We start from the raw sequence: 21,904 nt of genomic DNA, 5'->3' as shown, positions 1-21,904 counted from the left end.
GGCCTTCTCATGGACACCTTCGCACTGATCGTGACCATTGGCGTCGCGCTCGGATTCACGTATACGAACGGCTTTCACGACTCGGCGAACGCCATCGCCACGTCCGTCTCCACGCGTGCGCTGACGCCCCGCGCGGCGCTCGCGATGGCCGCGGTGATGAACCTCGCCGGTGCCTTCCTCGGCCAGGGGGTCGCGCACACCGTCAGCAAGGGCCTGATCGAGACGCCGACCGGCGACAAGGGGATGGGCATCCTCTTCGCCGCGCTGCTCGGCGCGATCGTGTGGAACCTTGTCACCTGGTACTTCGGGCTTCCCTCGTCCTCCTCGCACGCGCTGTTCGGCGGCATGGTGGGCGCGGCGCTCGCGGGTGGCACGGAGGTCATCTGGTCGGGTGTCCTCGAGAAGATCGTCATCCCGATGTTCCTGTCGCCGATCGTCGGTCTCATCGCCGGTTACCTGGTGATGACCGTGATCATGTGGCTGTTCCGCCGGGCCAACCCGCACAAGGCCAAGCGCGGCTTCCGCATAGCGCAGACCGTGTCGGCGGCCGGCATGGCGCTCGGTCACGGCCTCCAGGACGCCCAGAAGACCATGGGCATCGTGGTGATGGCCCTGGTCATCGGTAACGTGCAGAGCGCCGACGCACCGATCCCGGTGTGGGTGAAGATCGCCTGTGCCGTGATGCTCTCGCTCGGTACGTACGCGGGTGGCTGGCGGATCATGCGCACTCTCGGCCGCAAGATCATCGAGCTGGACCCGCCGCAGGGCTTCGCCGCCGAGACCACCGGCGCGTCGATCATGTTCCTCACGTCGTACCTCTTCAAGGCGCCGATCTCGACGACCCACGTCATCACCTCGGCGATCATGGGTGTGGGCGCCACGAAGCGCGTGAACGCGGTCCGCTGGGGCGTCGCCAAGAACATCGTCCTTGGTTGGTTCATCACGATGCCGGCCGCCGGCCTGGTCGCTGCCGCGTGCTACTGGGTCGTGAACCTGGCGTTCGGCTGAGCGCCGGTGAGCTGAGGCGGCTGGGGGTCCGGGGGTCGTCCCCCGGGTGATGCAGTATCACGATGCCGGCCGCCGACCTGGTCGCTGCCGCGTTGAACCTGGCGTTCGGATAGTCAGTGGTTCTACGCGGCCGGAGCCGGTCGCGTAGAACGCAGAACAGGGCCCGCCCCCCGGGAGCCAGGGGGCGGGCCCTTTGCCTTGCGGTGGCACCGCCATGCAGCACCGCAAGGGGTCGGTGGTGGTGTCTAGCCGAAGCGGCCCGAGATGTAGTCCTCGGTGGCCTGGACCGACGGGTTGGAGAAGATCCGCTCGGTCTCGTCGATCTCGACGAGGTTGCCGGGCTGGCCGACCGCGGACAGGTTGAAGAACGCCGTGCGGTCCGAGACGCGGGCCGCCTGCTGCATGTTGTGCGTCACGATGACGATCGTGAAGCGCTCCTTGAGCTCGCCGATCAGGTCCTCGATGGCGAGCGTCGAGATCGGGTCGAGGGCCGAGCAGGGCTCGTCCATGAGGAGCACCTGGGGCTCGACCGCGATGGCGCGGGCGATGCACAGACGCTGCTGCTGACCGCCGGAGAGGCCGGAACCCGGCTTGTTCAGGCGGTCCTTGACCTCGTTCCAGAGGTTGGCGCCCTTGAGGGACTTCTCGACGATGTCGCCGAGCTCGCTCTTCTTGTACGAGCCGTTCAGGCGCAGGCCCGCCGCCACGTTGTCGAAGATCGACATGGTGGGGAAGGGGTTGGGGCGCTGGAACACCATGCCGACGGTGCGGCGCACGGCGACCGGGTCGACGTGGGTGCCGTAGAGGTCCTCGTCGTCCAGGAGCACCTTGCCCTCGACGCGGCCACCGGGGGTGACCTCGTGCATGCGGTTCAGGGTGCGCAGGAACGTGGACTTGCCGCAGCCGGACGGGCCGATGAAGGCCGTCACGGAGCGGGGCTCCACGGTCATGGAGATGTCTTCGATCGCCTTGTGGGAGCCGTAGTACGCGGTCAGTCCGCTTACGTCGATTCGCTTGGCCATAACTAACTCACTACTTCCGGGGTCGAGTCGCTGAAGTGCTTCATTAGCCGCGTCAGCGGCCCGTCTTGGGGGCCTTCCAGCGGGCGATGCCGCGGGCCACCAGGTTGAGGATCATGATGAAGGCGATGAGCACGAGTGCCGCCGCCCAGGCGCGGTCGTACGCCGCCGGGCTGCCACCGCTGTTCTGGTACTGCTGGTAGATGTACAGCGGCAGCGAGGACTGGGGGCCCTGGAACGGGTCCGTGTTGATCAGCGGGTTGCCCCAGACCAGCAGCAGGACGGGCGCGGTCTCACCGGCGATACGGGCGATGGCCAGCATCACACCGGTCGTGATGCCGCCGATCGACGTCGGCAGGACGACCTTGAGGATCGTGCGCCACTTCGGTACGCCGAGCGCGAGCGATGCCTCGCGCAGCTCGTTCGGGACGAGCTTGAGCATCTCCTCGGTGGAGCGGACGACGACCGGGATCATCAGGATCGACAGAGCCATCGACCCGGCGAAGCCGGAGTAGCTGAAGCCGAGGATCAGGATCCAGAAGCTGAGGATGAACAGGCCCGCGACGATCGACGGGATGCCCGTCATGACGTCGACGAAGAAGGTGACCGCCTTGGCGAGCTTGCCCCGGCCGTACTCGACCAGGTAGATCGCGGTGAGCAGGCCGATCGGCACGGAGATCACGGTGGCGAGGCCGACCTGCTCCAGGGTGCCCATGATGGCGTGGTAGATACCGCCGCCGGGCTCGTAGTCCGCGACGACGCCCATCGAGTGCGTCAGGAAGAAGACGTCGAGGACCTTCACGCCACGGCTGACCGTCTCGAAGATCAGGGAGACGAGCGGGACCACGGCGAGGATGAACGAGACCCAGACGACGCTGGTCGCGACGCGGTCCTTGGCCTGGCGCTTGCCCTCGACCTTGGTGGCGATGCCGAACGTGCCGAGCACGAACAGGACGGCGGCGATCAGGCCCCACTGGATGCGGCTGTCGAGCCCGGCGCCCAGGCCGATCGCGCAGCCGGCGGCGACGGCGCCCACGGCGATCGCGTACGGCGACCAGCGCGGCAGGCGCGCGGCGCTCAGGGAGTCGGCGGCGGGGCCCTGCGGGGTGATGGTTGCGTTGCTCATGCGTTGGCCCCCGAGTACTCCTTGCGGCGGGCGATGATCGCGCGGGCCGCACCGTTCACGACGAGCGTGATGACGAAGAGGACCAGGCCGGAGGCGATGAGCGCGTCACGGCCCTGCTCGGTGGCCTCGCTGAACTTCGCGGCGATGTTCTGCGCGAAGGTGCCGCCGCCCGGGTCGAGCAGGCTGGCGTTGATCTCGAAGCTGGGGGAGAGGACCGTCGCGACGGCCATCGTCTCGCCGAGCGCGCGGCCGAGGCCCAGCATCGAGGCGGAGATCACGCCGGAGCGGCCGAAGGGGATCACCGCCATGCGGATGACCTCCCAGCGGGTGGCGCCGAGCGCGAGCGCCGCCTCCTGGTGCATCAGGGGCGCCTGCCGGAAGACCTCACGGCTGACGTTCGTGATGATCGGGAGGATCATGATCGCGAGCAGGATGCCCACGGCGAGGAGGGTGCGCGGGGCGCCGCCCTGCCACTCGAGGACGTGGGTCCAGCCGAAGTAGTCGTTGAGCCAGCTGTAGAAGCCGGTGAGGTGCGGCACCAGGAAGAGGGCGCCCCACAGGCCGTACACGATGGACGGTACGGCGGCCAGCAGGTCGACGACGTACGCGATCGCGCCGCCGATCTTCTTGGGCGCGTAGTGCGTGATGAACAGCGCGATGCCCACGGCGATCGGGACCGCGATCACCATGGCGATGACCGAGGAGACGACGGTGCCGAAGGCGAGGACCGCGATGCCGAACACCGGCGGGGTGTTGTTGGCGTTCCACTCGAAGGTCGTGAGGAAGTTGCCGTCGTTCTTGGACAGCACCAGCGAGGCGCGGTAGGTCAGGAAGGCCGCGATGGCGGCCATGATCACCAGCAGCAGGATGCCGGAGCCGCGCGAGAGGCCGAGGAAGATCCGGTCACCGGGGCGGGTCGCGCCACGGGTCGTCTTCAGGGGTGCGGCCGGCGGTTCGGCGGGTGCGGGTGGAGCAGTTGTCTTCGTAGATATGTCCATGGGGATTCTCCGGTCTGCGGAGCCACGGTCGGCGGCTCCAGGCGGCGGTGCACCGGACGGTGCGGCCCGCCCCCGGTGAGGGGGCGGGCCGCACGCTGGGTCAGCTCAGGCTCGCGATGGTGTCGCGGACCTTGGTGTTGATCTCGGACGGGATCGGCGCGTAGCCGAGGGCCGCCAGGGAGTCCTGGCCGTCCTGGCTCGCGATGTAGGTGAGGAAGGACTTGGTGGCCGGGAAGGTGTCGGCCTTGTTGCCCTTGTCGCAGACGATCTCGTACGTGACGAGGGTGATCGGGTAGGCCCCGTCCGCCTTCGTCGCGTAGTTCAGCTGGAGGGACAGGTCCTTGCCGGTGCCGACGACCTTGGCGTCCGAGATGGCCTTGGTGGCGTTGTCGGTGGTGGCCTTGACCGGGGCGGAGGCGCCCGTGTCCAGGTCGACCGTCTTGATGCCGTCCTTGGCGTAGGAGAGCTCGAAGTACGAGATCGCGCCGGCGGTCTGCTTCACCTGCTGGGCGAGGCCGGACGAACCCTGGGCCGACTGGCCGCCCTTGGCCTGCCACGCCTTGCCGCCCGAGTACTTCCAGTCGGACGGGGCGGCGGCCTTGAGGTACTTGGTGAAGTTGTCCGTGGTGCCGGACTCGTCCGAGCGGTGGAACGCCTGGATCTTGGTGGACGGAAGCTTCGCCTTGGGGTTCAGCTTCGCGATCGCCTTGTCGTCCCAGGTCTTGATCTTGCCGTCGAAGATCTGGGCGAGGGTGTGGGCGTCCAGGACCAGGTTGTCGACACCCGGGACGTTGTAGCCGACCGCGATCGGGCCGCCGACCATCGGCAGGTCGATGCCCTGGCCGCCGGAGCAGACCTTCTTGGAGGCCGCGACCTCTTCGGGCTTCAGGGCGGAGTCCGAGCCGGCGAAGGCGACCTGGCCCTGGGTGAACGCCGTGACACCGGCGCCCGAACCCTCGGGCTTGTAGTTGATCTGAACGCCCTTGCACTCGGCGGTGTACGCCTTGACCCAGGCCTGGATGGCGTTGGCCTGCGCGGAGGAACCGTTCGCGAGGAGCTGGCCCTTGGCGTTGTCACACTTGATGCTGCCGGCCTTGGCCGCCGGCGCGCTGCTGGCGCCGCCGCCCGTGCTCGCGTTGTCCGAGCCGCACGCCGTGAGGGCCAGGGCGCCGGAGACGGCGATGGCGCCGAGCGAGAGGGCGCGGAGACCGTTCTTGCGCTGAAGCTTCACTTTCGGATGTTCCTTCCAGGAGCCGCCGGTCGGTGATTCCGGGACGGCGTGCGACGTCTGTTCGTTCCAGGTAGGCGGCGCGCTGTTCGCCCTGGAGGGCGACTCGCACCGGGTAAGGCCGAAATTAGGCAGCACAGGTGAAGCCGTCGATGGGCGGGAGTGAACGGCGGGTGAACCTCGGCGGTCGGTGCGGTGAGGTGATGTGTGACGTTTTGTGATGTCTCGGGCGCGGACTGTGACTGAACCCTCTCCCAGCAGGCCCTACGTCAGGTGGAGGGCGCTGAGGAGCGCGTCGACGAGCGTTTTGTCGCGGGGCTGCGTCAGGCGGTGACGGGCGGCGGTCGGGGAGAGCCAGGCGATCCGGTCGACCTCGCGGTTCGGCCTGAAAGTGCCGTCGGTGGCCTCGGCCGCCCAGTACTCGACCTGCTTGGGGCGGCCGTTCGCCACGTAGTGGGCGGTGGGCAGGCGGGCGCCGGGGGCGCAGCGGAAGCCGGTCTCCTCCTCGACCTCCCGCAGCGCCCCAGCGAGTGCGTCCTCGCGCCGCTTCAGCTTGCCCTTGGGGTGCGACCAGTCGTCGTACTTGGGCCGGTGCACGAGACAGACCTCGAGGCCGTCGTCGTACGGGGAGCGGCGCCACAGGACGCAGCCGGCGGCGCGGATGACGTCGTTGTCGCCGTTGTTTCCGCTGCTCATGGCGTGCGGACCGCCTCCTTGAGCCAGGCCCGCTGGAACGCGAAACGGGCCGCTTCCACCTCGTGGCGCTGGTCGGCGTGCAGGACGCCGAGCGCGTAGGCCGTCGCCGGGGCGATGCGGGGGGTGCGGGCCGCGTGGGCGGCGGCGGCCGCGGCCTCGGCGGCGTCGCGGTGCCGGTCCAGTGCGGCGGCCGCTTCCGCGTCGGCCTCCGGCGCGTCGGCGTCCACGACCTCCTGCGCGTAGCGGTGCAGGCGCAGGAGGAGGCGTACGTGGTGCCAGGGGGCGTCCTGGGACGGGGGCGCCGTGTCGGCGGTGAGGCCCTGTACGAGGGCTTCCGCGTTGTAGGGGTGGCCGGCCTGGTGCAGGGGCAGGGCGGTGACCGCCTCCGTGAGGCGCGTCTGCGCGGCGGTGGCGAGCGTCTTGAGGTCGGCCGTGGCGGGGCGCAGGGGGACGTCGCTGGCGAGCAGGGCGACGCTGTCCGCTACCGCGTGGAAGCGGGATGAGCCCAGGGCTTGGAGGGCCGTGGAGTGGGCCCGGGTCCTTGCCAGGGTGAGCTGGCGTTCCAGGAGGGCGCCGGCCTTCGCGGCGCCCACGGTCAGCTGGCCCGACGCCGACTTTTCGTTGCGCGGCGCGTGGGCTGTGCCCACCCGTTCCGCCCCAGCGGAACTGCTGCCCACAGGCTGCAGGGGTACCGCGTACGGGCCCGAGAGTCTGTGCAGGGCTGCGAGCAGCCTCTCCAGGCGGGCCGCGTACTCGTGTTCCTGGGCCAGCATGCCTGACAGCCAGGCCAGTTCGGGGCGCAGGGCGTCCGACCAGTCCGGGTCGAGCAGGGGGCGGAACGTGTGGAGCGTGCCGCTGACGCGGCGGGCCGAGCGGCGCAGGGCGCGCGCCGCCTCGGCGGTCTCCTCGGCGGCCGTGCCCGACGCGGCGCCCCCGCTCTCGCGGTGCTGCCGCAGGGAGCGCAGGAACTCCGTGGCCTGCTCGCGCAGGTAGGCCGCGACGACGTCGCCCGCGCAGCCCTCCGCTCCGGGTGTCTCAAGGTGTTGCTGTGCCACGCCTGCGCCTCCGGGCGTCTATGAGCATCTCCTGTACGTTCCGCAGGGGCCGGCCCTCCGCGTCCTTGGCGTGCCGGACCCAGTCGCCGTCCGGACCCAGGTGCCAGGAGGCGGTGGTGTCGGACATCCCCGTCTCCAGGAGCCGGTTCAGGGCGCCGCGGTGAGCCGGGTCGGAGACCCTGACCAGGGCTTCGATGCGGCGGTCGAGGTTGCGGTGCATCATGTCCGCGCTGCCGATCCACACCTCGGGCTCGCCGCCGTTGCCGAAGGCGAAGACCCGGGAGTGCTCCAGGAAGCGGCCGAGTATCGAGCGCACGCGGATGTTCTCCGACAGGCCCGCGACGCCGGGCCGCACCGCGCAGATCCCGCGGACCCACACGTCGACGGGGACTCCGGCCTGCGCCGCCCGGTACATCGCGTCGATGACGGCCTCGTCGACCATCGAGTTGACCTTGAAGCGGACGTAGGCGGGGCGGCCCGCGCGGTGGTGCTGGATCTCGTTGTCGATCCTCGAAACGAGGCCGTCGCGCAGGGACTTGGGGGCGACGAGGAGCCGGCGGTACGTCTCGCGGCGCGAGTAACCGGACAGCCGGTTGAAGAGGTCGGAGAGGTCGGCGCCCACCTGTGAGTCGGCGGTGAGCAGGCCCAGGTCCTCGTACAGGCGGGCCGTCTTCGGGTGGTAGTTGCCCGTGCCGACGTGGCAGTAGCGGCGCAGCGTGTCGCCTTCCTGGCGGACCACGAGCGACAGCTTGCAGTGCGTCTTCAGGCCGACGAGGCCGTACACGACATGGCAGCCGGCCTCCTCCAGCTTGCGGGCCCACTTGATGTTGGCCTGCTCGTCGAAGCGGGCCTTGATCTCGACGAGGACCAGGACCTGCTTGCCGGACTCCGCGGCGTCGATGAGCGCGTCGACGATCGGGGAGGTCTCCGAGGTCCGGTACAGCGTCTGCTTGATGGCGAGGACGTCGGGGTCGGCGGCGGCCTGCTCCAGGAAGGTCTGCACGGACGTGGAGAAGGAGTCGTACGGGTGGTGCAGCAGCACGTCGCGTTCGCGCAGGGCGGCGAAGATGTCGGGCGAGGTCGCGGACTCGACCTCGGCGAGGTCGCGGTGGGTGCCCGCGATGAACTTGGGGTACTTCAGCTCGGGCCGGTCGAGGCTCGCGATGCCGAAGAGGCCGGTGAGGTCCAGGGGACCCGGCAGCGGGTACACCTCCGCTTCGCTGATCTTCAGCTCGCGCACGAGGAGGTCGAGGACGTACCGGTCGATGCTCTCCTCGACCTCGAGGCGCACCGGCGGTCCGAAGCGGCGCCGCATGAGCTCCTTCTCCAGCGCCTTGAGGAGGTTCTCCGCGTCGTCCTCCTCGACCTCCAGGTCCTCGTTCCGGGTCAGCCGGAACATGTGGTGCTCCAGGACCTCCATGCCGGGGAACAGCTCGCCCAGGTGCTTGGGCGCGGCGATGACGTCCTCGATGGGGACGTAGCGCTGCGGCGAGGCCTCCAGGAAGCGGGACAGCAGCGGCGGGACCTTCACGCGGGCGAAGTGGCGGTGCCCGGAGACGGGGTTGCGCACCACGACGGCCAGGTTCAGGGACAGGCCAGAGATGTACGGGAAGGGGTGCGCGGGGTCCACGGCCAGCGGGGTGAGCACCGGGAAGATCTGCTGCTTGAACAGGGTGAAGAGCCGGGACTGCTCCTTGTCGGTGAGCTCTTCCCAGCGCACCACGTGGATGCCCTCGTCGGCGAGCGCCGGGGCGACGTCCTCCTGGTAGCAGGCGGCGTGCCGGGCCATGAGCTCGCGCGAGCGGTTCCAGATCAGTTCGAGGACCTCGCGGGGCTGGAGCCCCGAGGCCGAACGGGTGGCGACGCCGGTCGCGATGCGCCGCTTGAGCCCTGCCACGCGGACCATGAAGAACTCGTCCAGGTTGGACGCGAAGATCGCCAGGAAGTTCGCCCGCTCCAGGAGCGGGGTGTCGGGGTCCTCGGCCAGCTCGAGCACCCGCTCGTTGAACGCGAGCCAGCTGCGCTCCCGGTCGAGGAAGCGGCCCTGGGGCAGTTCGACGCTGTAGTCCTCGTACTCGTCCGGATCGGCGTCGATGTCCGACGTCAGCGCGGGGAGATCGGGTTTGTAGTCACCGCCCGCGACGGTGTGCGGCCGGTGCGCGGCTATGGAGCCGACGGACGGCTGCGCGTGCGGTGCGGAGACCTGGTCCTGGGTGTTCGGCTGGCTCATGGCCCCATTCTTCCGCGCCCGGACGACGATGGGCGCGTCGGAGAGCGCGGGCGTGAGGCGGAGCCTCCCGTTCGGGGGACGCTCCGGCCAGGCCCCGGCAGGGTCGGGCGCTGCGGGCTGCATTCGCCGAGGGTCGCAAGCCCGTCTGAATGGCTGGTTACGGCGACATGACGTGCGGGGCATCGCGGGGCGTCCCGCACGCGTCTAGGGGGACGCCCCGGACGCGTCTACGGGGACGCCCCGACGGTGCCGGCGATCACGCCGTGCGGCGGCGCAGCAGGGTGAACGCCGCGACTGTCACGAGCGCCGTCAGGGCGAGCAGGATGCCCGTCTCGACGAGCTGGAGCTGCCAGAAGTGGGAGGCGGGCTGGAACTCGCGGTAGAAGCCGGTGATGTTGTGCCGGGCGAGGCAGTTGGCGTCGTCGACACACAGGGGGTCGGAGACGCGGGCGCCGCTCCCGGTGACCGCTCCCTCGTCGAGGAGCAGGCCGGTGAAGCCACGGTAACCCTGGTGGATGTCGCCGGTGACGGTGGCGGTGGACCACAGGCGGCCGCGGATCGCGTCGAGCGCGGCGATCACGATGCCGGTGACGGCGAGCGAGACGCAGGCCGACGCGATCACGCGCCGGGCGATGAACGCCACGAGCGCGCCGAGCGCCAGACCGAGCAGGGGGAGCGCCACGGCGGTCGGGCCGAGGGCGCCGTAGACGCCGGTGGTGAACCACTGGTTGTCGGGGAGGCCGCTCGCCCCCGCGGCCACCAGGCGGCGCAGCGCCACGAGGATGCCTGTGCCGACGACGAGGAACGAGGCCGGCAGAGCGAGCTTCGCCGCCAGCCAGCGGGCCGGCGGGACGGACTGCGTCCAGGCGAGTGAGGCCGTGCCGCGCTCCAGCTCGCGCCCGAAGAGGACGCCGCCCGCGAAGACGGCGGCGATCGCGGGCACGATCGTGATCAGGCTGGTGGTGAGCGAGAGCAGGTAGGTGTACGTGCCCGCGCCCGGCCCGGTGGCGGTGCACGCGTTCATGACGCCCGCGACGCACTTGCCGGTGATGTGCCATCCGGAGCTGCCGGGCCCCCACAGCCACAGCAGCATCGTCGCGGTCACCGCGACGTACGCGGCCCACAGCCACAGGGCGAGCCGGTGCAGCCGCAGCACCGTCCGGGTCAGGCCGGTCGAGGGGGAGAGGACGGCGGCGCTCATGCGGTGGTCTCCTTCTTCGGCCGGCCGGTGCGCGGCTGGTACCGGCGCAGGACGAGGAACGCGGCGACCACGGCGAGCGCGGTCAGGCCGAGCAGGACGCCCGTCTCCGCGAGCTGGCGGGGCCAGTAGTCGGGAGAGGGGAGATAGGTGCGGGTGAAGCCGGTGATGTGGTGCCGGTCGAGGCACTTCTGGCTCAGGTAGCAGCCGGGGTCGGAGATCCGGGCGCCCGAGGACGTGATCGCCTTGCTGTACACGGGCAGTTCGGGCTGGAGACGCGAGAACGGCGAGTGCTGGAAGGGCCAGTTGTTCCCGCGCATCGCGCCGGCCAGGAACTGCACGGCACCGGCGGCAAGGATGGCGGGCAGCGTACGGCGCAGGACCAGGGCGGCGAGCACGCCGACGGCGAGACCGAACAGGGCGCTCGCGACGGTGGCCGGGCCGAGCGAGAAGGCGAACGAGCGGGGGCCGATGCCCGCGACCAGCAGATGGTTGTGCGCGTTCCACACCAGCCGGTACAGGACGACGAGCAGACCCGTACCGACGGCGACGAGCACCGCGGGAACGGCCAGCTTCGTGGTGAGCCAGCGGGCGGGGGACACCGACTGGGTCCAGGCCAACGTGACTGTCCCCCGCTCCAGTTCGCGCGCGATCAGGGGTCCGGCGGCGAACACGGCGATGGCGCACGAGGCGAGGCTGATCAGCGAGGACGGGCCGTAGAAGCGGGCGTCGAACGAGCCGCCGAAACCGAGAAACGAGAACCCGTCGTGGTACGAGTTCTCCTGCGCCCCGCTGTAGCCGAACGTGTCGAACGCCTTCTGTGCCGCGTCCGCGCCCGGCCCCCACAGCCACAGCAGCAGGCCCGCGGTGATGACGATGTAGGCGGTCCACACCCACAGTGCGGTGCGGTGCAGGCGCAGCACGGTCCAGACGAGTCCGTCGGGGCCGGGGAGGGTGCGCCGGGCGGTGGGGTGGTCCGTGGAGGGGTCGATGAGCGTCGTCATGCCGTCACCGCCGCGGCGGACGCGGTCGTGCCCGGGGTGATCAGGGCGGGGGCGCCGGGGTTGCGCAGATGGGCGAGGATCAGTTCCTCCAGGGACGGTTCCTGCGACTCCCAGGCGCTGTCGAGCGGCCCGTCGCGGCGGATCAGGGCGGTCAGGCCGCGCCCCGCGGCGCGGGACTCGACCACGGTGTGCGGGGCGAGGGCGTCGGCCGTGCCGCGCCCGGTGACCAGGCTGTGGGCGGCCGTCAGGTCGTCGATGCCACCGCCGAGCCGGATACGGCCGCCGCCCAGGAGCAGCAAGTGGTCGCAGGCGTCGGCCAGTTCGGCGACGATGTGCGACGACATGAGGACCGTCGTGCCGTGTTCGGCGGCGTCCGCCATCAGCGTGCCCATCAGCTCGTGACGGGCCAGCGGGTCGAGGTCGGCCATCGGCTCGTCGAGCAGCATCAGCTCGGGCCGCTTGCCGAGCGCGAGGGCGAGGGCGACGCGGGTGCGCTGCCCGCCGGACAGCGAGCGGACGCGGGTCTTGGGGGCGAGGTCGCCCTGCTCGACGATCCGGGAGGCGTACGCGGCGTCCCAGCGGCCCGGGTTCAGCTCGGCGCCCATGCGCAGGGTGTCCGCGATGGAGAGCTGCGGGTAGAGCGGCTTGTCCTGCGAGAGGTAGGCGACGCGGTCGCGGTTCTCGCCGGGGGCGGCGCCGAGGACGGTGACGCTTCCGGAGGTGGGCCGCAGGAGCCCGGCGGCGATGGCGAGGAGGGTGGACTTCCCGGCGCCGTTGGGCCCGACCAGGGCGCTGATCCGGCCGGCGGGCAGCCGGAACGAGCAGGCGTCGAGGGCGGCGTGGCCGTGCCGGCCGTACCGCTTGCCGAGCCCTGTGGCCTCGATGGCGACGGCCGGGGTGGTGCTGGTGGAACTCACTGGTCCCCCTTCGGGAAGTTTTCGTCCAGTACGGCGCCGAACAGGGCGGCGACGTCCTCGCGGTCGAGGCCGGCGGTGTGTGCGCGCCGGGCCCAGTCCGCGAGCTCGGCGCGCAGCGGGGAGTCGGCCGGGGCCGCGCCGAGCGTCCTGCGCACGAACGTGCCCAGACCTCTGCGGGCCTCGACCAGGCCTTCGCGCTCCAGCTCGCGGTACGCCTTGAGCACGGTGTTCGGGTTGATCGCGGTGGCTTCCACGACCTCGCGGGCCGTGGGCAGCTTGTCGCCGGGCTCCAGCAGACCGAGGCGCAGGGCCTGCTGGGTCTGCTGGACGATCTGGAGGTAGGTGGCGACGCCGCTGCGCCGGTCGATCCGGTACTCGACCACGTTCTCCAACACCACCCTTTCACTAATCAAGTAGTGAAAGGGTGGTGCAAAGGAGGGGCAGTGTCAAATGACCACTGCCCCTCGCGTGCGTGCGTGTGCGCTGACCTGCGCCTTTGTCGCCTACGTCGCCGTCACGTCTCCGCCTGCGTCGCCGTCACGTCTCCGCCTGCGTATCCGTCACGTCTCCGTGCGGTACATCAGGTCCGTCTCGTGCGTGACGAAGCCGAGCCGCTCGTAGACCGTGACCGCCGGCTTGTTGTCGGCGTCCACGTAGAGCATCGCCGTCGGCAGCCCCGACGCCGCCAGATGCCGCAGGCCCACCGCCGTGAGCGCCTTGCCGAGGCCGCCGCCCTGGCTGCCCGGCGCGACCCCGACGACGTACACCTCGCCGATCTGCTCCTCGGCGTGGACCTTGGTCCAGTGGAAGCCGACGACCTCGCCGTCGCTCTCCCGTACGGCGAGGAAGAAGCCGGCCGGGTCGAACCAGGGCTCCGCCTTGCGGTCGTCCAGGTCGCGCTGGGTCAGGGAGCCCTGTTCGGGGTGGTGCGCGAACGCCGCCGCGTTCACCGCGAGCCAGGCCGCGTCGTCCTCGCCTGGCACGAAGGTCCTGATCCGTACGCCCTCGGGGAGCACCGGCTCGGGCAGCGCCGGGCCCTCGCCCAACGGGCGCCGCATCTGCCGCAGTTCACGGAACAGGGTCAGGCCGAGGACCTGTGAGAGGTGCCGGGCCGCCGAGTGGCCGCCGTGCGCCCAGACCCGCAGCCGCTTGCCGGACGCGGCGAGCAGCGCCGAGCCGAGCGCCCGCCCGTGCCCGTGTCCGCGGTGCGCGGGGTCCACGACGAGCTCGGCCGCCGGCGCCTCGATCGGGTCGGTGTCCTCCAGCTGGCCGTACCCGACCAGTTCGCCGCCGACGGTCAGCAGGAAGTGGCGCACCCCTTCCCTGGGGCCGCCGCGCAGTTGCAGCCGGCCCTGCTCCGACACCGCCTGCTGCCCGTCGGTACGGGCGGCGTCCGAAAGGATCGTGGAGACGGCTTCCGCCTGGTCGGGCGTGAGGGCCGTGAGCGTTTCGATCTGGCGGTCTGGGGTGGCGGGCGCGGCATCGCTGGTCATGCCAAGAGGGTACGGCGACGGGCCGTGCCCGGTCCCGGGAAACCAGCCCGCCGGGCGGGCGACGCGGGGACGGTGACCAGCGCAACTACTTCCGCTGCTTCCACGCGACGGCCGAAGTGACCTATCGCACGGCCCAGTTGAGGACCGAAACCTGCCCTTACTGGGAGTAAGGTCCAGCGGTGAGGTCGGGACGTATGGTGAAATCACACGATGCGTTCCCCCCACCGCATAGCCACGCCCACCGACCCTTCTGATGAGTGGACGGAGGAATCCGTTCCCTCGCGCGCCGTGCCGCTCAATCCCTACGAGGAGCTGGGCGCCCTCGCGGACGATCCGCTCGACGAGTTCCCGCGCGAGACCGGCCCCGACGAGGCGGTGTGGGCGCCGCCCAACCACCGGCGCGGCAGCCGCCGCCGGAACCGGTTCGCCGGACTCCCGCTCGCCACGAAGGCCGTCGTCGGGATCCTCGTCCTCGCCGCGTTCCTCACCCTGGCCGACCGCTGGGCCCTCCTCTACGCCGAGCACCGCGCCGCCGGCCGGCTCAAGGACCAGCTGCACCTGACCGCCGCGCCCGAGGTCGACATCCAGGGCTTCCCGTTCCTCACCCAGCTAGCCGGCCGGCGCCTCGACGAGGTCAGGGTCACCGTCCCCGACGTCGCCGCGAGCCGCGTCTCGCTCGCCAAGGTCTCCGCGACCATCCGTGACGTACGCATCGAGGGCGAGGGCACCGACGTGCGCGGCGCCCGTATCGGTGACATGACCGGCGAGGTGCTGCTCTCCTTCGACGACCTGAACCGTGAACTCGGCGCCTCTCAGGTCACGTTCACCGGACAGGGCCGCGACCGGGTCCTCGCGCGCGGCACGCTGCCCGTCGCCGGACATGACCTGAGGCTGCGCGCCGCCGCGACGATCCGGCGCATCGGCGACACCGGCATCGCCACCGAGATCGGCGGCATGCGGCTCGACATCGGCGACCTCGCCACGTACCGGCCCGGCACGCGCCCGTCCGAAGGACTCCACCTCAGCCGCCGCTCCGTGGCGCGGCTCGCCACCGAGACCGCGAAGGCGAAGGCCCTGCTGTCGGTGCCGTCGCTCGTGCACCGGCTCGGCGTGCCCGACGCGGCCGTCCGTGAGGCGCTGCGCAGCGACACCCGGCTCAGCGAACTCACCGGGTCACCGCGCTTCGTGCACCGCCTGATGTCCCTGAACCTCGTCGACCTCGCGCTCGCGCACCCGGCGCTCCTGAAGAGGTTCGGCCTCGACCCGGCGCTCCTCCAGGGCCTCACCCGCCTCACCCGCCCCGCACTCGCCGACCGGCTCTCCCTCGCCTTCCGGCTGCCGAAACTGCCGGGGAACGCGGGCGACGTGCGGCTCAGCGACGTACGGGTGGAGAAGGACGGGATCCGCGTCGGACTCACCGGCCAGGGACTGGGCTTCGGAGGCTAGGGGCTTTCGGCTTCGGAAGGGGGTGTCGGACACCCCCTAGGCCCCTTCGGGTACCTCCGGCGGAGGTGTCGGCGCGCCCGGGAGCTGGACCGTCGCGACCGTGCCGCAGCCCTCCGCCGCTCCGAGCGCGACCGTGCCGCCGCAGCTCTCCACCGTGCGGGCCACGATCGACAGGCCGAGGCCCGAACCGGGCAGCGCCCGCGCGGTCTGCGAGCGCCAGAACCGGTCGAAGACGTACGGGAGTTCGTCGTCGGGGATGCCGGGCCCGTGGTCGCGCACGGTGAGGCGGCCGCGCATGAGGCCGACCTCGATGGTCCCTCCGGGCGGGCTGAACTTGACCGCGTTGTCGAGCAGGTTCATGATCGCCCGCTCCAGGGACGCGGGCTCGGCCCGCACGTACCAGGGCGCGAGGTCAGACGTGATCGTCAGCTCGGGCCCGCGCAGCCGGGCCCGCTCCAGGGCGGTGCGGACCGTGTCGTGCAGCGCGACGACCCTGACCGGCCCGTCACTGCCGGTGAGTCCCGTACGGGACAGCTCCTGGAGGTCCCCGATGAGCGCGGCCAGCTCGGTCATCTGTGCCTTGAGCGAGGCCATGAGCGCCTTGCGGTCGTCCGGGGGGATCGCGCGGCCCGTCTCCTCGCTGCGGGTGAGCAGCTCGATGTTGGTGCGCATGGAGGTGAGCGGCGTGCGCAGCTCGTGCCCCGCGTCGGCGATGAGCTGCTGTTGCAGCTCGCGGGAGGAGGCGAGCGAGGCGGTCATGGAGTTGAAGGAGGCGGAGAGGCGGGCGATCTCGTCGTCGCCCTCCACGGGGATGCGGACGGTGAGGTCTTCCGTACGGGCCACGTGCTCGACGGTGTCGGTGAGTTCGTCGACGGGGCGGAGCCCGGAGCGGGCCACCCAGAGGCCGGCCGCCCCGGCGCCGACGACGCCGATCCCGGCGACGAGGGCCAGGACGAGGCCGAGCTTGCTGAGCGTGTCGTCGACCTCGCTGAGCGGCCGGGCCACCGACACCGCGACGGGGTAGTCGTTCATCGGGTACGTGTAGACCCGGTACTTGGAGCCGTTGCCGGCGATCGCGTCATGGGTGGCGTCCGGAGCCTTGCCGTTGGCGACGCCGACGTCCATGGAGGTCACCCCGACGGACTGCTTGCCGTAGATGACGCAGCTGGCGCCGTTCCGGTCGACGATCTGGATGACCTGCTTGAAGAGCCCGGGGTCGTCCGGGTTCAGGACGACGCGGCTGCAGTTTCCGTCGGGGGTGATGAGGCGGGCGACGACGTCGGAGGGCAGCCGGGCCGTGCCCTTCAGGGCGTCGTCCAGCGAGTTGATCAGCGTGCTCTGCACGACGAACCAGCACACCGTCGCCGCGGTGGCCACCGCCACGGCCACCGCCGTGGTCACGAGCAGCGCGAGGCGCGACCGCAGGGGCAGCCCCCGCAGTCGCCGCACGAACCGGGTCACTCCCCACCGCCCCCGGCCCGCAGCACGTACCCCACCCCGCGCACCGTGTGCACGAGACGCGGCTCGCCGCCCGCCTCCGTCTTCCTGCGCAGATACATCACGTACACGTCCAGCGAGTTGCTGCTCGGTTCGAAGTCGAAGCCCCAGACCGACTTGAGGATCTGCTCGCGGGTGAGGACCTGGCGCGGGTGGGCGAGGAACATCTCCAGGAGCGTGAACTCGGTGCGGGTCAGCTCCACGGTGCGCTCGCCGCGCGTGACCTCGCGGGTCGCCAGGTCCATCCGCAGGTCCGCGAAGGACAGCACGTCGCCGGCCGCGTCGTCCGCCGGCCCCGCCGCCGAGGCGTACGCGCTGCGCCGCAGCAGCGCCCGTACGCGTGCGAACAGCTCGTCGAGCTCGAACGGCTTGACCAGGTAGTCGTCGGCGCCCGCGTCGAGCCCGGTCACGCGGTCGCCCACCGTGTCGCGCGCCGTGAGCATCAGGATCGGGGTCCGCGACCCGCCGGACCGCAGCCGGCGGGCGGCCGTCAGGCCGTCCATGCGCGGCATCTGGATGTCGAGGACGACCAGGTCGGGCCCGTACGCGGCCGCCTTGTCGAGCGCGTCCGCGCCGTCGACGGCGACCTCCGTGCCGTAGCCCTCGAAGGCGAGGCTGCGCCGGAGCGCCTCGCGGACGGCGGGTTCGTCGTCGACGATGAGAATGCGCTGGGGTTCGCGGTCGCCTTCGGCGGGGCTCATGTGCGGGCTTCCTCGGGGTGCGGGCGGGGGCGGACGGGGGCTCACGGGGGGCCGGTATCAGCCTCGCACGGTGACGTGGATCGGTGTGGCGTGGCGGGTGCGTGCGGCACGGCGGGCCGCCTCGGGAAGCGGTCAGCCGCCGGAGGGACCTCCGTTGCGCAGCGAGTGGAGGTCGGCCTTGACGGTGTTGACCGGGATGGCGAAGCCGAGGCCCACACTGCCCGCGCTCGACGAGCCGGATCCGCTGTCCGATCCGGACGAGTACATCGCCGAGTTGATGCCGATGATGTTGCCGTTCATGTCGATGAGGGCGCCGCCGGAGTTGCCGGGGTTGAGGGACGCGTCGGTCTGGATGGCCTTGTACGTCGTCTTCGACGAGCCGGTGTCCCCGTTGAACTGCTGCCCGCCGAACTCGAACGGCCACCGGCCGTCGCCGCCTCCGCCCTGTTGCTGCTGCTGTCCCTCGTCCGTGGAGACGGTGACGTCGCGGTGGAGCGCGGAGACGATGCCGCTGGTGACCGTGCCGGTCAGGCCCTCGGGGGAGCCGATGGCGACGACCTCGTCGCCGACCTTCACGTTGTCGGAGTTGCCGAGGGACGCGGGCTTGAGGCCGGACGCGCCGCGCACCTTGATGAGGGCGAGGTCCTTCTTGGCGTCCGTGCCGACGACATCGGCGGTGTAGGTCTTGCCGTCACTCGTCCGCACCTTGACCGCCGAGGCGCCCGAGACGACGTGGTTGTTGGTGACGATCTCGCCGCCGCTCGTGATGATGACGCCGGAGCCGGTGGAACTGCCCGCGTTCGACGTCGCGCTGATCTCCACGATGCTGGGGCTGACTGCCGCGGCGACACCGGAGACGGTGCCCTTCTGGCTGGCCGGCACGACGTTCGCCGAGGCGCCGGCGGACGATGTGGAGTTCTTGTCGGTCAGCTGCTGGAACGCGTACGAGGTGGCGCCGCCCACGGCCGCCGCCGCGACGGCCACGGCGGCGAGGAGCCCGAGCGGGCCCTTCATACGCCGACGGGGCGCGGGGGACGTGGCATAACCGGGGGCCGGGGCCGGGGCGGGCCACGCGGGGTCGACCGGCTGCGGGGGGTCGTACGCCGGCGGGGGCGGAAAGGCGCCGCCCGCCTCGGGGGTCCCCGGATACGAGGACTGCGACTGCTGCTGGCCCTGGGGGTACTCGCCGTCCCGGCGGAAGCTTTCGGTCATGTACGTAAGCCTGTGCCGCGTTCATGAGAGCACCCTGAGTGTGCGCTGAGAAGCCCGACAGAACCCCGTATGCCCGATATAAAGATCTCTGGCAGGCGGTCAGGGGCAGCCGCACGACTGGCGGACCACCAGGCGCGAGGGGAACACCTTCAGGCGTTCGCGCCGCGAACCGGCGACGCGGAGCGAGTCGTCGAGGACGAGGTCGACGGCGGAGCGCGCCATCGCCGAGCGGTCCGAGGCGACCGTCGTCAGCGGCGGATCCGTCAGACCCGCCTCCTTCACGTCGTCGAAGCCCGCGACGGCCAGCTCGCCCGGCACGTCGATCCGCAGCTCACGCGCGGCCCGCAGGATGCCGAAGGCCTGGTCGTCCGTGGAGCAGAAGATCGCCGGCGGCCGGTCGGGCCCGGAGAGCAGCGCGAGCCCGATCTTGTACGCGTCGTAGCGGTTGTACGGTGCCTCGAAGAGCCGGCCCTCCGTGGAGCGCCCCGCCTCCTGCATGGCCCGGCGCCAGCCCTCGACGTGGTCGGAGACCGGGTCGCCGACGGACGGGGTCTCCGCGGTGCCGCCGAGACAGGCGACGTACTCGTGGCCGTGTTCGAGGAGGTGCCGGGTGGCGAGCTGGGCGCCGCCGATGTCGTCGATGACGACCGCGACGTCGTCGATGGCCTCGGGCCGCTCGTGCAGCAGGACCACACGGGCGTCCCACGCCTCGATCTCGGCGGCGGCCAGATCGTTGAGGCCGTGGCTGACGAGGATGAGCCCGGACACCCGCATGCCGAGGAAGGCCCGCAGATAGTGGACCTCGCGCTCCTCGACGTAGTCGGAGTTGCCGACGAGGACCATTTTTCCGCGCTCGGACGCCGCCTGTTCGACGGCGTGCGCCATCTCCGCGAAGAACGGCTGGCGCGCGTCCGGCACGATCATGCCTATGAGGTCGGTCCGCCGCGACGCCATGGCCTGGGCGACCCGGTCGGGCCGGTACCCCAGCTCCTTGATCGCGGCGAGGACACGCTCGCGCGTGGCCGGGGCGACCGGCCGGGGTCCGTTGTTGATCACGTAGCTCACGACCGCGGTCGAAGTCCCCGCAAGTCGTGCCACGTCATCCCGAGTCACCTTGGCCACGCGCGGAGTCTACGCGGATGGACCTACCGCTGGGCAGGTCGTCCGGCGGCTTCCCGAGGGGTGGACACCGCCGGGCGCTCCGCGGGCTTCGGCGCGTCCGCCTTGGCATCCGCCTTGGCGTCCGCCTTGGCCTTCGCCTCGGCCGCCGCGCGCTCGACCTTTTCGGGGACCACGAAGCGGTAGCCGACGTTCCGGACGGTCCCGATCAGCGACTCGTGCTCGGGGCCGAGCTTCGCGCGCAGGCGCCGCACGTGGACGTCCACCGTACGTGTGCCGCCGAAGTAGTCATAGCCCCAGACCTCCTGGAGCAGCTGGGCGCGCGTGAAGACGCGGCCCGGGTGCTGCGCGAGGTACTTGAGGAGTTCGAACTCCTTGAAGGTCAGGTCGAGGACCCGCCCCTTGAGTTTCGCGCTGTACGTGGCCTCGTCCACCGACAGGTCGCCGTTGCGGATCTCCATGGGGGAGTCGTCGGAGACGATCTGCTGGCGGCCCATCGCGAGGCGAAGGCGTGCCTCGACCTCGGCCGGACCGGCGGTGTCGAGGAGTACGTCGTCGATGCCCCAGTCGGCGGTGACCGCCGCGAGGCCGCCCTCCGTCACGACGAGGACCAGCGGACAGCCGGGCCCGGTGGAGCGCAGGAGCTGACAGAGGCTGCGTACCTGAGGGAGGTCGCGGCGCCCGTCGATGAGGATGACGTCGGCACCGGGGGTGTCGACGAGTGCGGGCCCTTCGGCCGGGGCCACCCGCACGTTGTGCAGCAGCAGGCCGAGAGCGGGGAGCACCTCCGTCGACGGCTGAAGGGCATTGGTGAGGAGCAGCAATGAACTCATCGCGGCTCACCTGCCTGGGTCGTCCTGCGGTCGTGCACGGTTCGCTCGCCCATAACGTCTGGTTCCTCCTCGGTCCCTGCGAGGACGTTTGCGGCACTGCTTCGTACTGCAACTTCGTACTGCTCGTACTGCTTCGTACTGCGATTCGGGCCCCGCGCCCTGAGGCCCTGTGTGCCTGGCCGACGGCGTTCGTATACAACGCCGTCCGAAAGCACAAAAGGACCCGGGGGCTTCGCTGCCCGGATCCTCTGACTAGAGAGAATAACCCACATGGGTTCCGGTCCGGCAGGTCAAGACGCATGGTCTTCTGTGCAGCCGATCACTGCGCGATCACGGCGCGTGATGCTACGCACGCGCGACGGCGTACCGGTCGAGGCCGCGTACGACCCCGGGCCGGGCCCCGCGAACGGCCCGGTGATCGTGCTCGCGCACGGGTTCACCGGCGATCTGGAGCGGCCGCACGTACGGCGGGCGGCGGGGGTGTTCGCGCAGGGTGCCGCCGTGGTCACGTTCTCGTTCCGCGGGCACGGGCGGTCCGGAGGACGGTCCACCGTCGGCGACCGCGAGGTGCTCGATCTGGTGGCCGCCGTGGAGTGGGCGAGGTCACTCGGGCATGAACACGTGGTGACGGTCGGCTTCTCGATGGGCGGTTCCGTCGTGCTGCGCCATGCCGCGCTGCACAGGGGGCGCACGGAAGCGCGCTCCGACGCAGTCGTCGCGGTGAGTGCCCCGGCCCGCTGGTACTACCGGGGGACCGCGCCGATGCGGCGGCTGCACTGGCTGGTCACGCGGCCCGCCGGGCGGATCGTGGGCCGTGTCGGGCTCCGCACCCGTATTCACCCGCACGAGTGGGACCCGGTGCCGCTCTCGCCGGTCGAGTCGGTGCCTCTCATCGCGCCGACGCCGCTCCTGATCGTGCACGGCGACCGGGATCCGTACTTCCCGCTCGACCACCCGCGGATGCTCGCCGCGGCGGCCGGCGGCGGGGCCGAGCTGTGGCTGGAGCAGGGCATGGGGCACGCCGAGCACGCGGCGGACGACGGACTCCTCGCGCGGGTCCGCGACTGGGCCACGGCATCATGGACGACGGCAACCGCCGAATAGCCCCCATGGGAGGAGCGCCG

20 protein-coding genes are annotated in these 21,904 nt (G+C 71.1%); 3 read left to right on the top strand and 17 right to left on the bottom strand.

From position 1 onward, the window contains the following. The first annotated feature begins 9 nt into the window (after positions 1-9). Positions 10-1,008: an inorganic phosphate transporter gene (locus EOT10_RS35495; protein WP_127832498.1), complete on the top strand. Its 999-nt coding sequence runs from the start codon at positions 10-12 to the stop codon at positions 1,006-1,008. Positions 1,009-1,253: 245 nt separating this feature from the next. On the opposite strand, the gene pstB is transcribed toward EOT10_RS35495, so the two are convergent. From pstB to mshD, 12 genes are all read right to left on the bottom strand, one after another. Beyond that, positions 1,254-2,030, bottom strand: a complete 777-nt coding sequence (gene pstB / locus EOT10_RS35490; protein WP_127832497.1) for a phosphate ABC transporter ATP-binding protein PstB — start codon at positions 2,028-2,030, stop codon at positions 1,254-1,256. A gap of 52 nt (positions 2,031-2,082) precedes the next feature. After that, on the bottom strand, positions 2,083-3,153 hold the full coding sequence (gene pstA, locus EOT10_RS35485) for a phosphate ABC transporter permease PstA (RefSeq protein ID WP_127832496.1): 1,071 nt from the start codon (positions 3,151-3,153) through the stop codon (positions 2,083-2,085). Beyond that, positions 3,150-4,151, bottom strand: coding sequence for a phosphate ABC transporter permease subunit PstC (pstC, locus tag EOT10_RS35480; protein ID WP_127832495.1), 1,002 nt, complete (start codon positions 4,149-4,151; stop codon positions 3,150-3,152). The genes pstA and pstC overlap by 4 nt, the downstream gene beginning before the upstream one ends. A 100-nt stretch (positions 4,152-4,251) precedes the next feature. After that, a complete protein-coding gene (pstS, locus tag EOT10_RS35475) occupies positions 4,252-5,382 on the bottom strand; it encodes a phosphate ABC transporter substrate-binding protein PstS (RefSeq protein WP_127832494.1) in 1,131 nt (376 codons plus the stop codon). A gap of 261 nt (positions 5,383-5,643) precedes the next feature. Further along, on the bottom strand, positions 5,644-6,075 hold the full coding sequence (locus tag EOT10_RS35470) for an NUDIX hydrolase (protein WP_127832493.1): 432 nt from the start codon (positions 6,073-6,075) through the stop codon (positions 5,644-5,646). Beyond that, positions 6,072-7,130: a CHAD domain-containing protein gene (locus tag EOT10_RS35465; protein ID WP_127832492.1), complete on the bottom strand. Its 1,059-nt coding sequence runs from the start codon at positions 7,128-7,130 to the stop codon at positions 6,072-6,074. The genes EOT10_RS35470 and EOT10_RS35465 overlap by 4 nt, the downstream gene beginning before the upstream one ends. Continuing rightward, complete coding sequence (locus EOT10_RS35460) at positions 7,111-9,360, bottom strand: RNA degradosome polyphosphate kinase (protein ID WP_127832491.1); 2,250 nt, start codon at positions 9,358-9,360, stop codon at positions 7,111-7,113. Before EOT10_RS35460 ends, EOT10_RS35465 begins: the two co-directional genes overlap by 20 nt. Positions 9,361-9,616: 256 nt before the next feature. Beyond that, positions 9,617-10,561 carry an ABC transporter permease gene (locus tag EOT10_RS35455; RefSeq protein WP_127832490.1) on the bottom strand — a complete coding sequence of 315 codons (945 nt, stop codon included), beginning with the start codon at positions 10,559-10,561 and terminating at the stop codon, positions 9,617-9,619. After that, a complete protein-coding gene (locus EOT10_RS35450; protein WP_127832489.1) occupies positions 10,558-11,562 on the bottom strand; it encodes an ABC-2 transporter permease in 1,005 nt (334 codons plus the stop codon). The genes EOT10_RS35455 and EOT10_RS35450 overlap by 4 nt, the downstream gene beginning before the upstream one ends. Beyond that, positions 11,559-12,479 carry an ABC transporter ATP-binding protein gene (locus EOT10_RS35445; RefSeq protein WP_127832488.1) on the bottom strand — a complete coding sequence of 307 codons (921 nt, stop codon included), beginning with the start codon at positions 12,477-12,479 and terminating at the stop codon, positions 11,559-11,561. The genes EOT10_RS35450 and EOT10_RS35445 overlap by 4 nt, the downstream gene beginning before the upstream one ends. Then, positions 12,476-12,862 carry a GntR family transcriptional regulator gene (locus tag EOT10_RS35440; RefSeq protein ID WP_127832524.1) on the bottom strand — a complete coding sequence of 129 codons (387 nt, stop codon included), beginning with the start codon at positions 12,860-12,862 and terminating at the stop codon, positions 12,476-12,478. Before EOT10_RS35440 ends, EOT10_RS35445 begins: the two co-directional genes overlap by 4 nt. A 177-nt stretch (positions 12,863-13,039) precedes the next feature. Further along, a complete protein-coding gene (mshD, locus tag EOT10_RS35435; protein ID WP_127832487.1) occupies positions 13,040-13,972 on the bottom strand; it encodes a mycothiol synthase in 933 nt (310 codons plus the stop codon). Positions 13,973-14,182: 210 nt separating this feature from the next. Here mshD and EOT10_RS35430 point away from each other — a divergent pair, with 210 nt between their 5' ends. Then, positions 14,183-15,418, top strand: coding sequence for an LmeA family phospholipid-binding protein (locus EOT10_RS35430; protein ID WP_127832486.1), 1,236 nt, complete (start codon positions 14,183-14,185; stop codon positions 15,416-15,418). A 36-nt stretch (positions 15,419-15,454) separates the two neighbouring features. Here EOT10_RS35430 and EOT10_RS35425 read toward each other — a convergent pair whose 3' ends face one another. The 5 genes from EOT10_RS35425 to EOT10_RS35405 all read right to left on the bottom strand — a co-directional run bounded on the left by EOT10_RS35425 (position 15,455) and on the right by EOT10_RS35405 (position 20,780). Then, positions 15,455-16,879 carry a HAMP domain-containing sensor histidine kinase gene (locus EOT10_RS35425; protein WP_127832485.1) on the bottom strand — a complete coding sequence of 475 codons (1,425 nt, stop codon included), beginning with the start codon at positions 16,877-16,879 and terminating at the stop codon, positions 15,455-15,457. Further along, positions 16,876-17,616 (bottom strand): response regulator transcription factor, encoded by a 741-nt coding sequence (locus tag EOT10_RS35420; RefSeq protein ID WP_127832484.1) that lies wholly within the window; start codon positions 17,614-17,616, stop codon positions 16,876-16,878. Before EOT10_RS35420 ends, EOT10_RS35425 begins: the two co-directional genes overlap by 4 nt. A gap of 132 nt (positions 17,617-17,748) precedes the next feature. Next, positions 17,749-18,828, bottom strand: a complete 1,080-nt coding sequence (locus tag EOT10_RS35415) for a S1C family serine protease (protein ID WP_127832483.1) — start codon at positions 18,826-18,828, stop codon at positions 17,749-17,751. Between the two features lie 99 nt (positions 18,829-18,927). Next, a complete protein-coding gene (locus EOT10_RS35410) occupies positions 18,928-19,950 on the bottom strand; it encodes a LacI family DNA-binding transcriptional regulator (protein ID WP_127832482.1) in 1,023 nt (340 codons plus the stop codon). Between the two features lie 23 nt (positions 19,951-19,973). Next, complete coding sequence (locus EOT10_RS35405) at positions 19,974-20,780, bottom strand: response regulator transcription factor (RefSeq protein ID WP_127832481.1); 807 nt, start codon at positions 20,778-20,780, stop codon at positions 19,974-19,976. Between the two features lie 270 nt (positions 20,781-21,050). On the opposite strand from EOT10_RS35405, the gene EOT10_RS35400 reads away from it, so the two are divergent. Beyond that, positions 21,051-21,884: an alpha/beta hydrolase gene (locus EOT10_RS35400; protein ID WP_127832480.1), complete on the top strand. Its 834-nt coding sequence runs from the start codon at positions 21,051-21,053 to the stop codon at positions 21,882-21,884. Positions 21,885-21,904: the final 20 nt, after the last annotated feature.

The sequence above is a fragment of the Streptomyces antnestii genome, assembly GCF_004005495.1.
Lineage (GTDB): Bacteria > Actinomycetota > Actinomycetes > Streptomycetales > Streptomycetaceae > Streptomyces > Streptomyces antnestii.
The sequence above is the reverse complement of the archived record's forward strand: the minus strand, read 5'-3'. Positions and strand labels throughout refer to the sequence as shown.

Coding starts and splice junctions, on each gene's coding strand:
- EOT10_RS35495 (WP_127832498.1), top strand. CDS start 10: ATGGACACCTTCGCACTGATCGTGACCATTGGCGTCGCGCTCGGATTC.
- pstB (WP_127832497.1), bottom strand. CDS start 2,030: ATGGCCAAGCGAATCGACGTAAGCGGACTGACCGCGTACTACGGCTCC.
- pstA (WP_127832496.1), bottom strand. CDS start 3,153: ATGAGCAACGCAACCATCACCCCGCAGGGCCCCGCCGCCGACTCCCTG.
- pstC (WP_127832495.1), bottom strand. CDS start 4,151: ATGGACATATCTACGAAGACAACTGCTCCACCCGCACCCGCCGAACCG.
- EOT10_RS35470 (WP_127832493.1), bottom strand. CDS start 6,075: ATGAGCAGCGGAAACAACGGCGACAACGACGTCATCCGCGCCGCCGGC.
- EOT10_RS35460 (WP_127832491.1), bottom strand. CDS start 9,360: ATGAGCCAGCCGAACACCCAGGACCAGGTCTCCGCACCGCACGCGCAG.
- EOT10_RS35455 (WP_127832490.1), bottom strand. CDS start 10,561: ATGAGCGCCGCCGTCCTCTCCCCCTCGACCGGCCTGACCCGGACGGTG.
- EOT10_RS35450 (WP_127832489.1), bottom strand. CDS start 11,562: ATGACGACGCTCATCGACCCCTCCACGGACCACCCCACCGCCCGGCGC.
- mshD (WP_127832487.1), bottom strand. CDS start 13,972: ATGACCAGCGATGCCGCGCCCGCCACCCCAGACCGCCAGATCGAAACG.
- EOT10_RS35430 (WP_127832486.1), top strand. CDS start 14,183: ATGCGTTCCCCCCACCGCATAGCCACGCCCACCGACCCTTCTGATGAG.
- EOT10_RS35420 (WP_127832484.1), bottom strand. CDS start 17,616: ATGAGCCCCGCCGAAGGCGACCGCGAACCCCAGCGCATTCTCATCGTC.
- EOT10_RS35415 (WP_127832483.1), bottom strand. CDS start 18,828: ATGACCGAAAGCTTCCGCCGGGACGGCGAGTACCCCCAGGGCCAGCAG.
- EOT10_RS35405 (WP_127832481.1), bottom strand. CDS start 20,780: ATGAGTTCATTGCTGCTCCTCACCAATGCCCTTCAGCCGTCGACGGAG.
- EOT10_RS35400 (WP_127832480.1), top strand. CDS start 21,051: ATGGGTTCCGGTCCGGCAGGTCAAGACGCATGGTCTTCTGTGCAGCCG.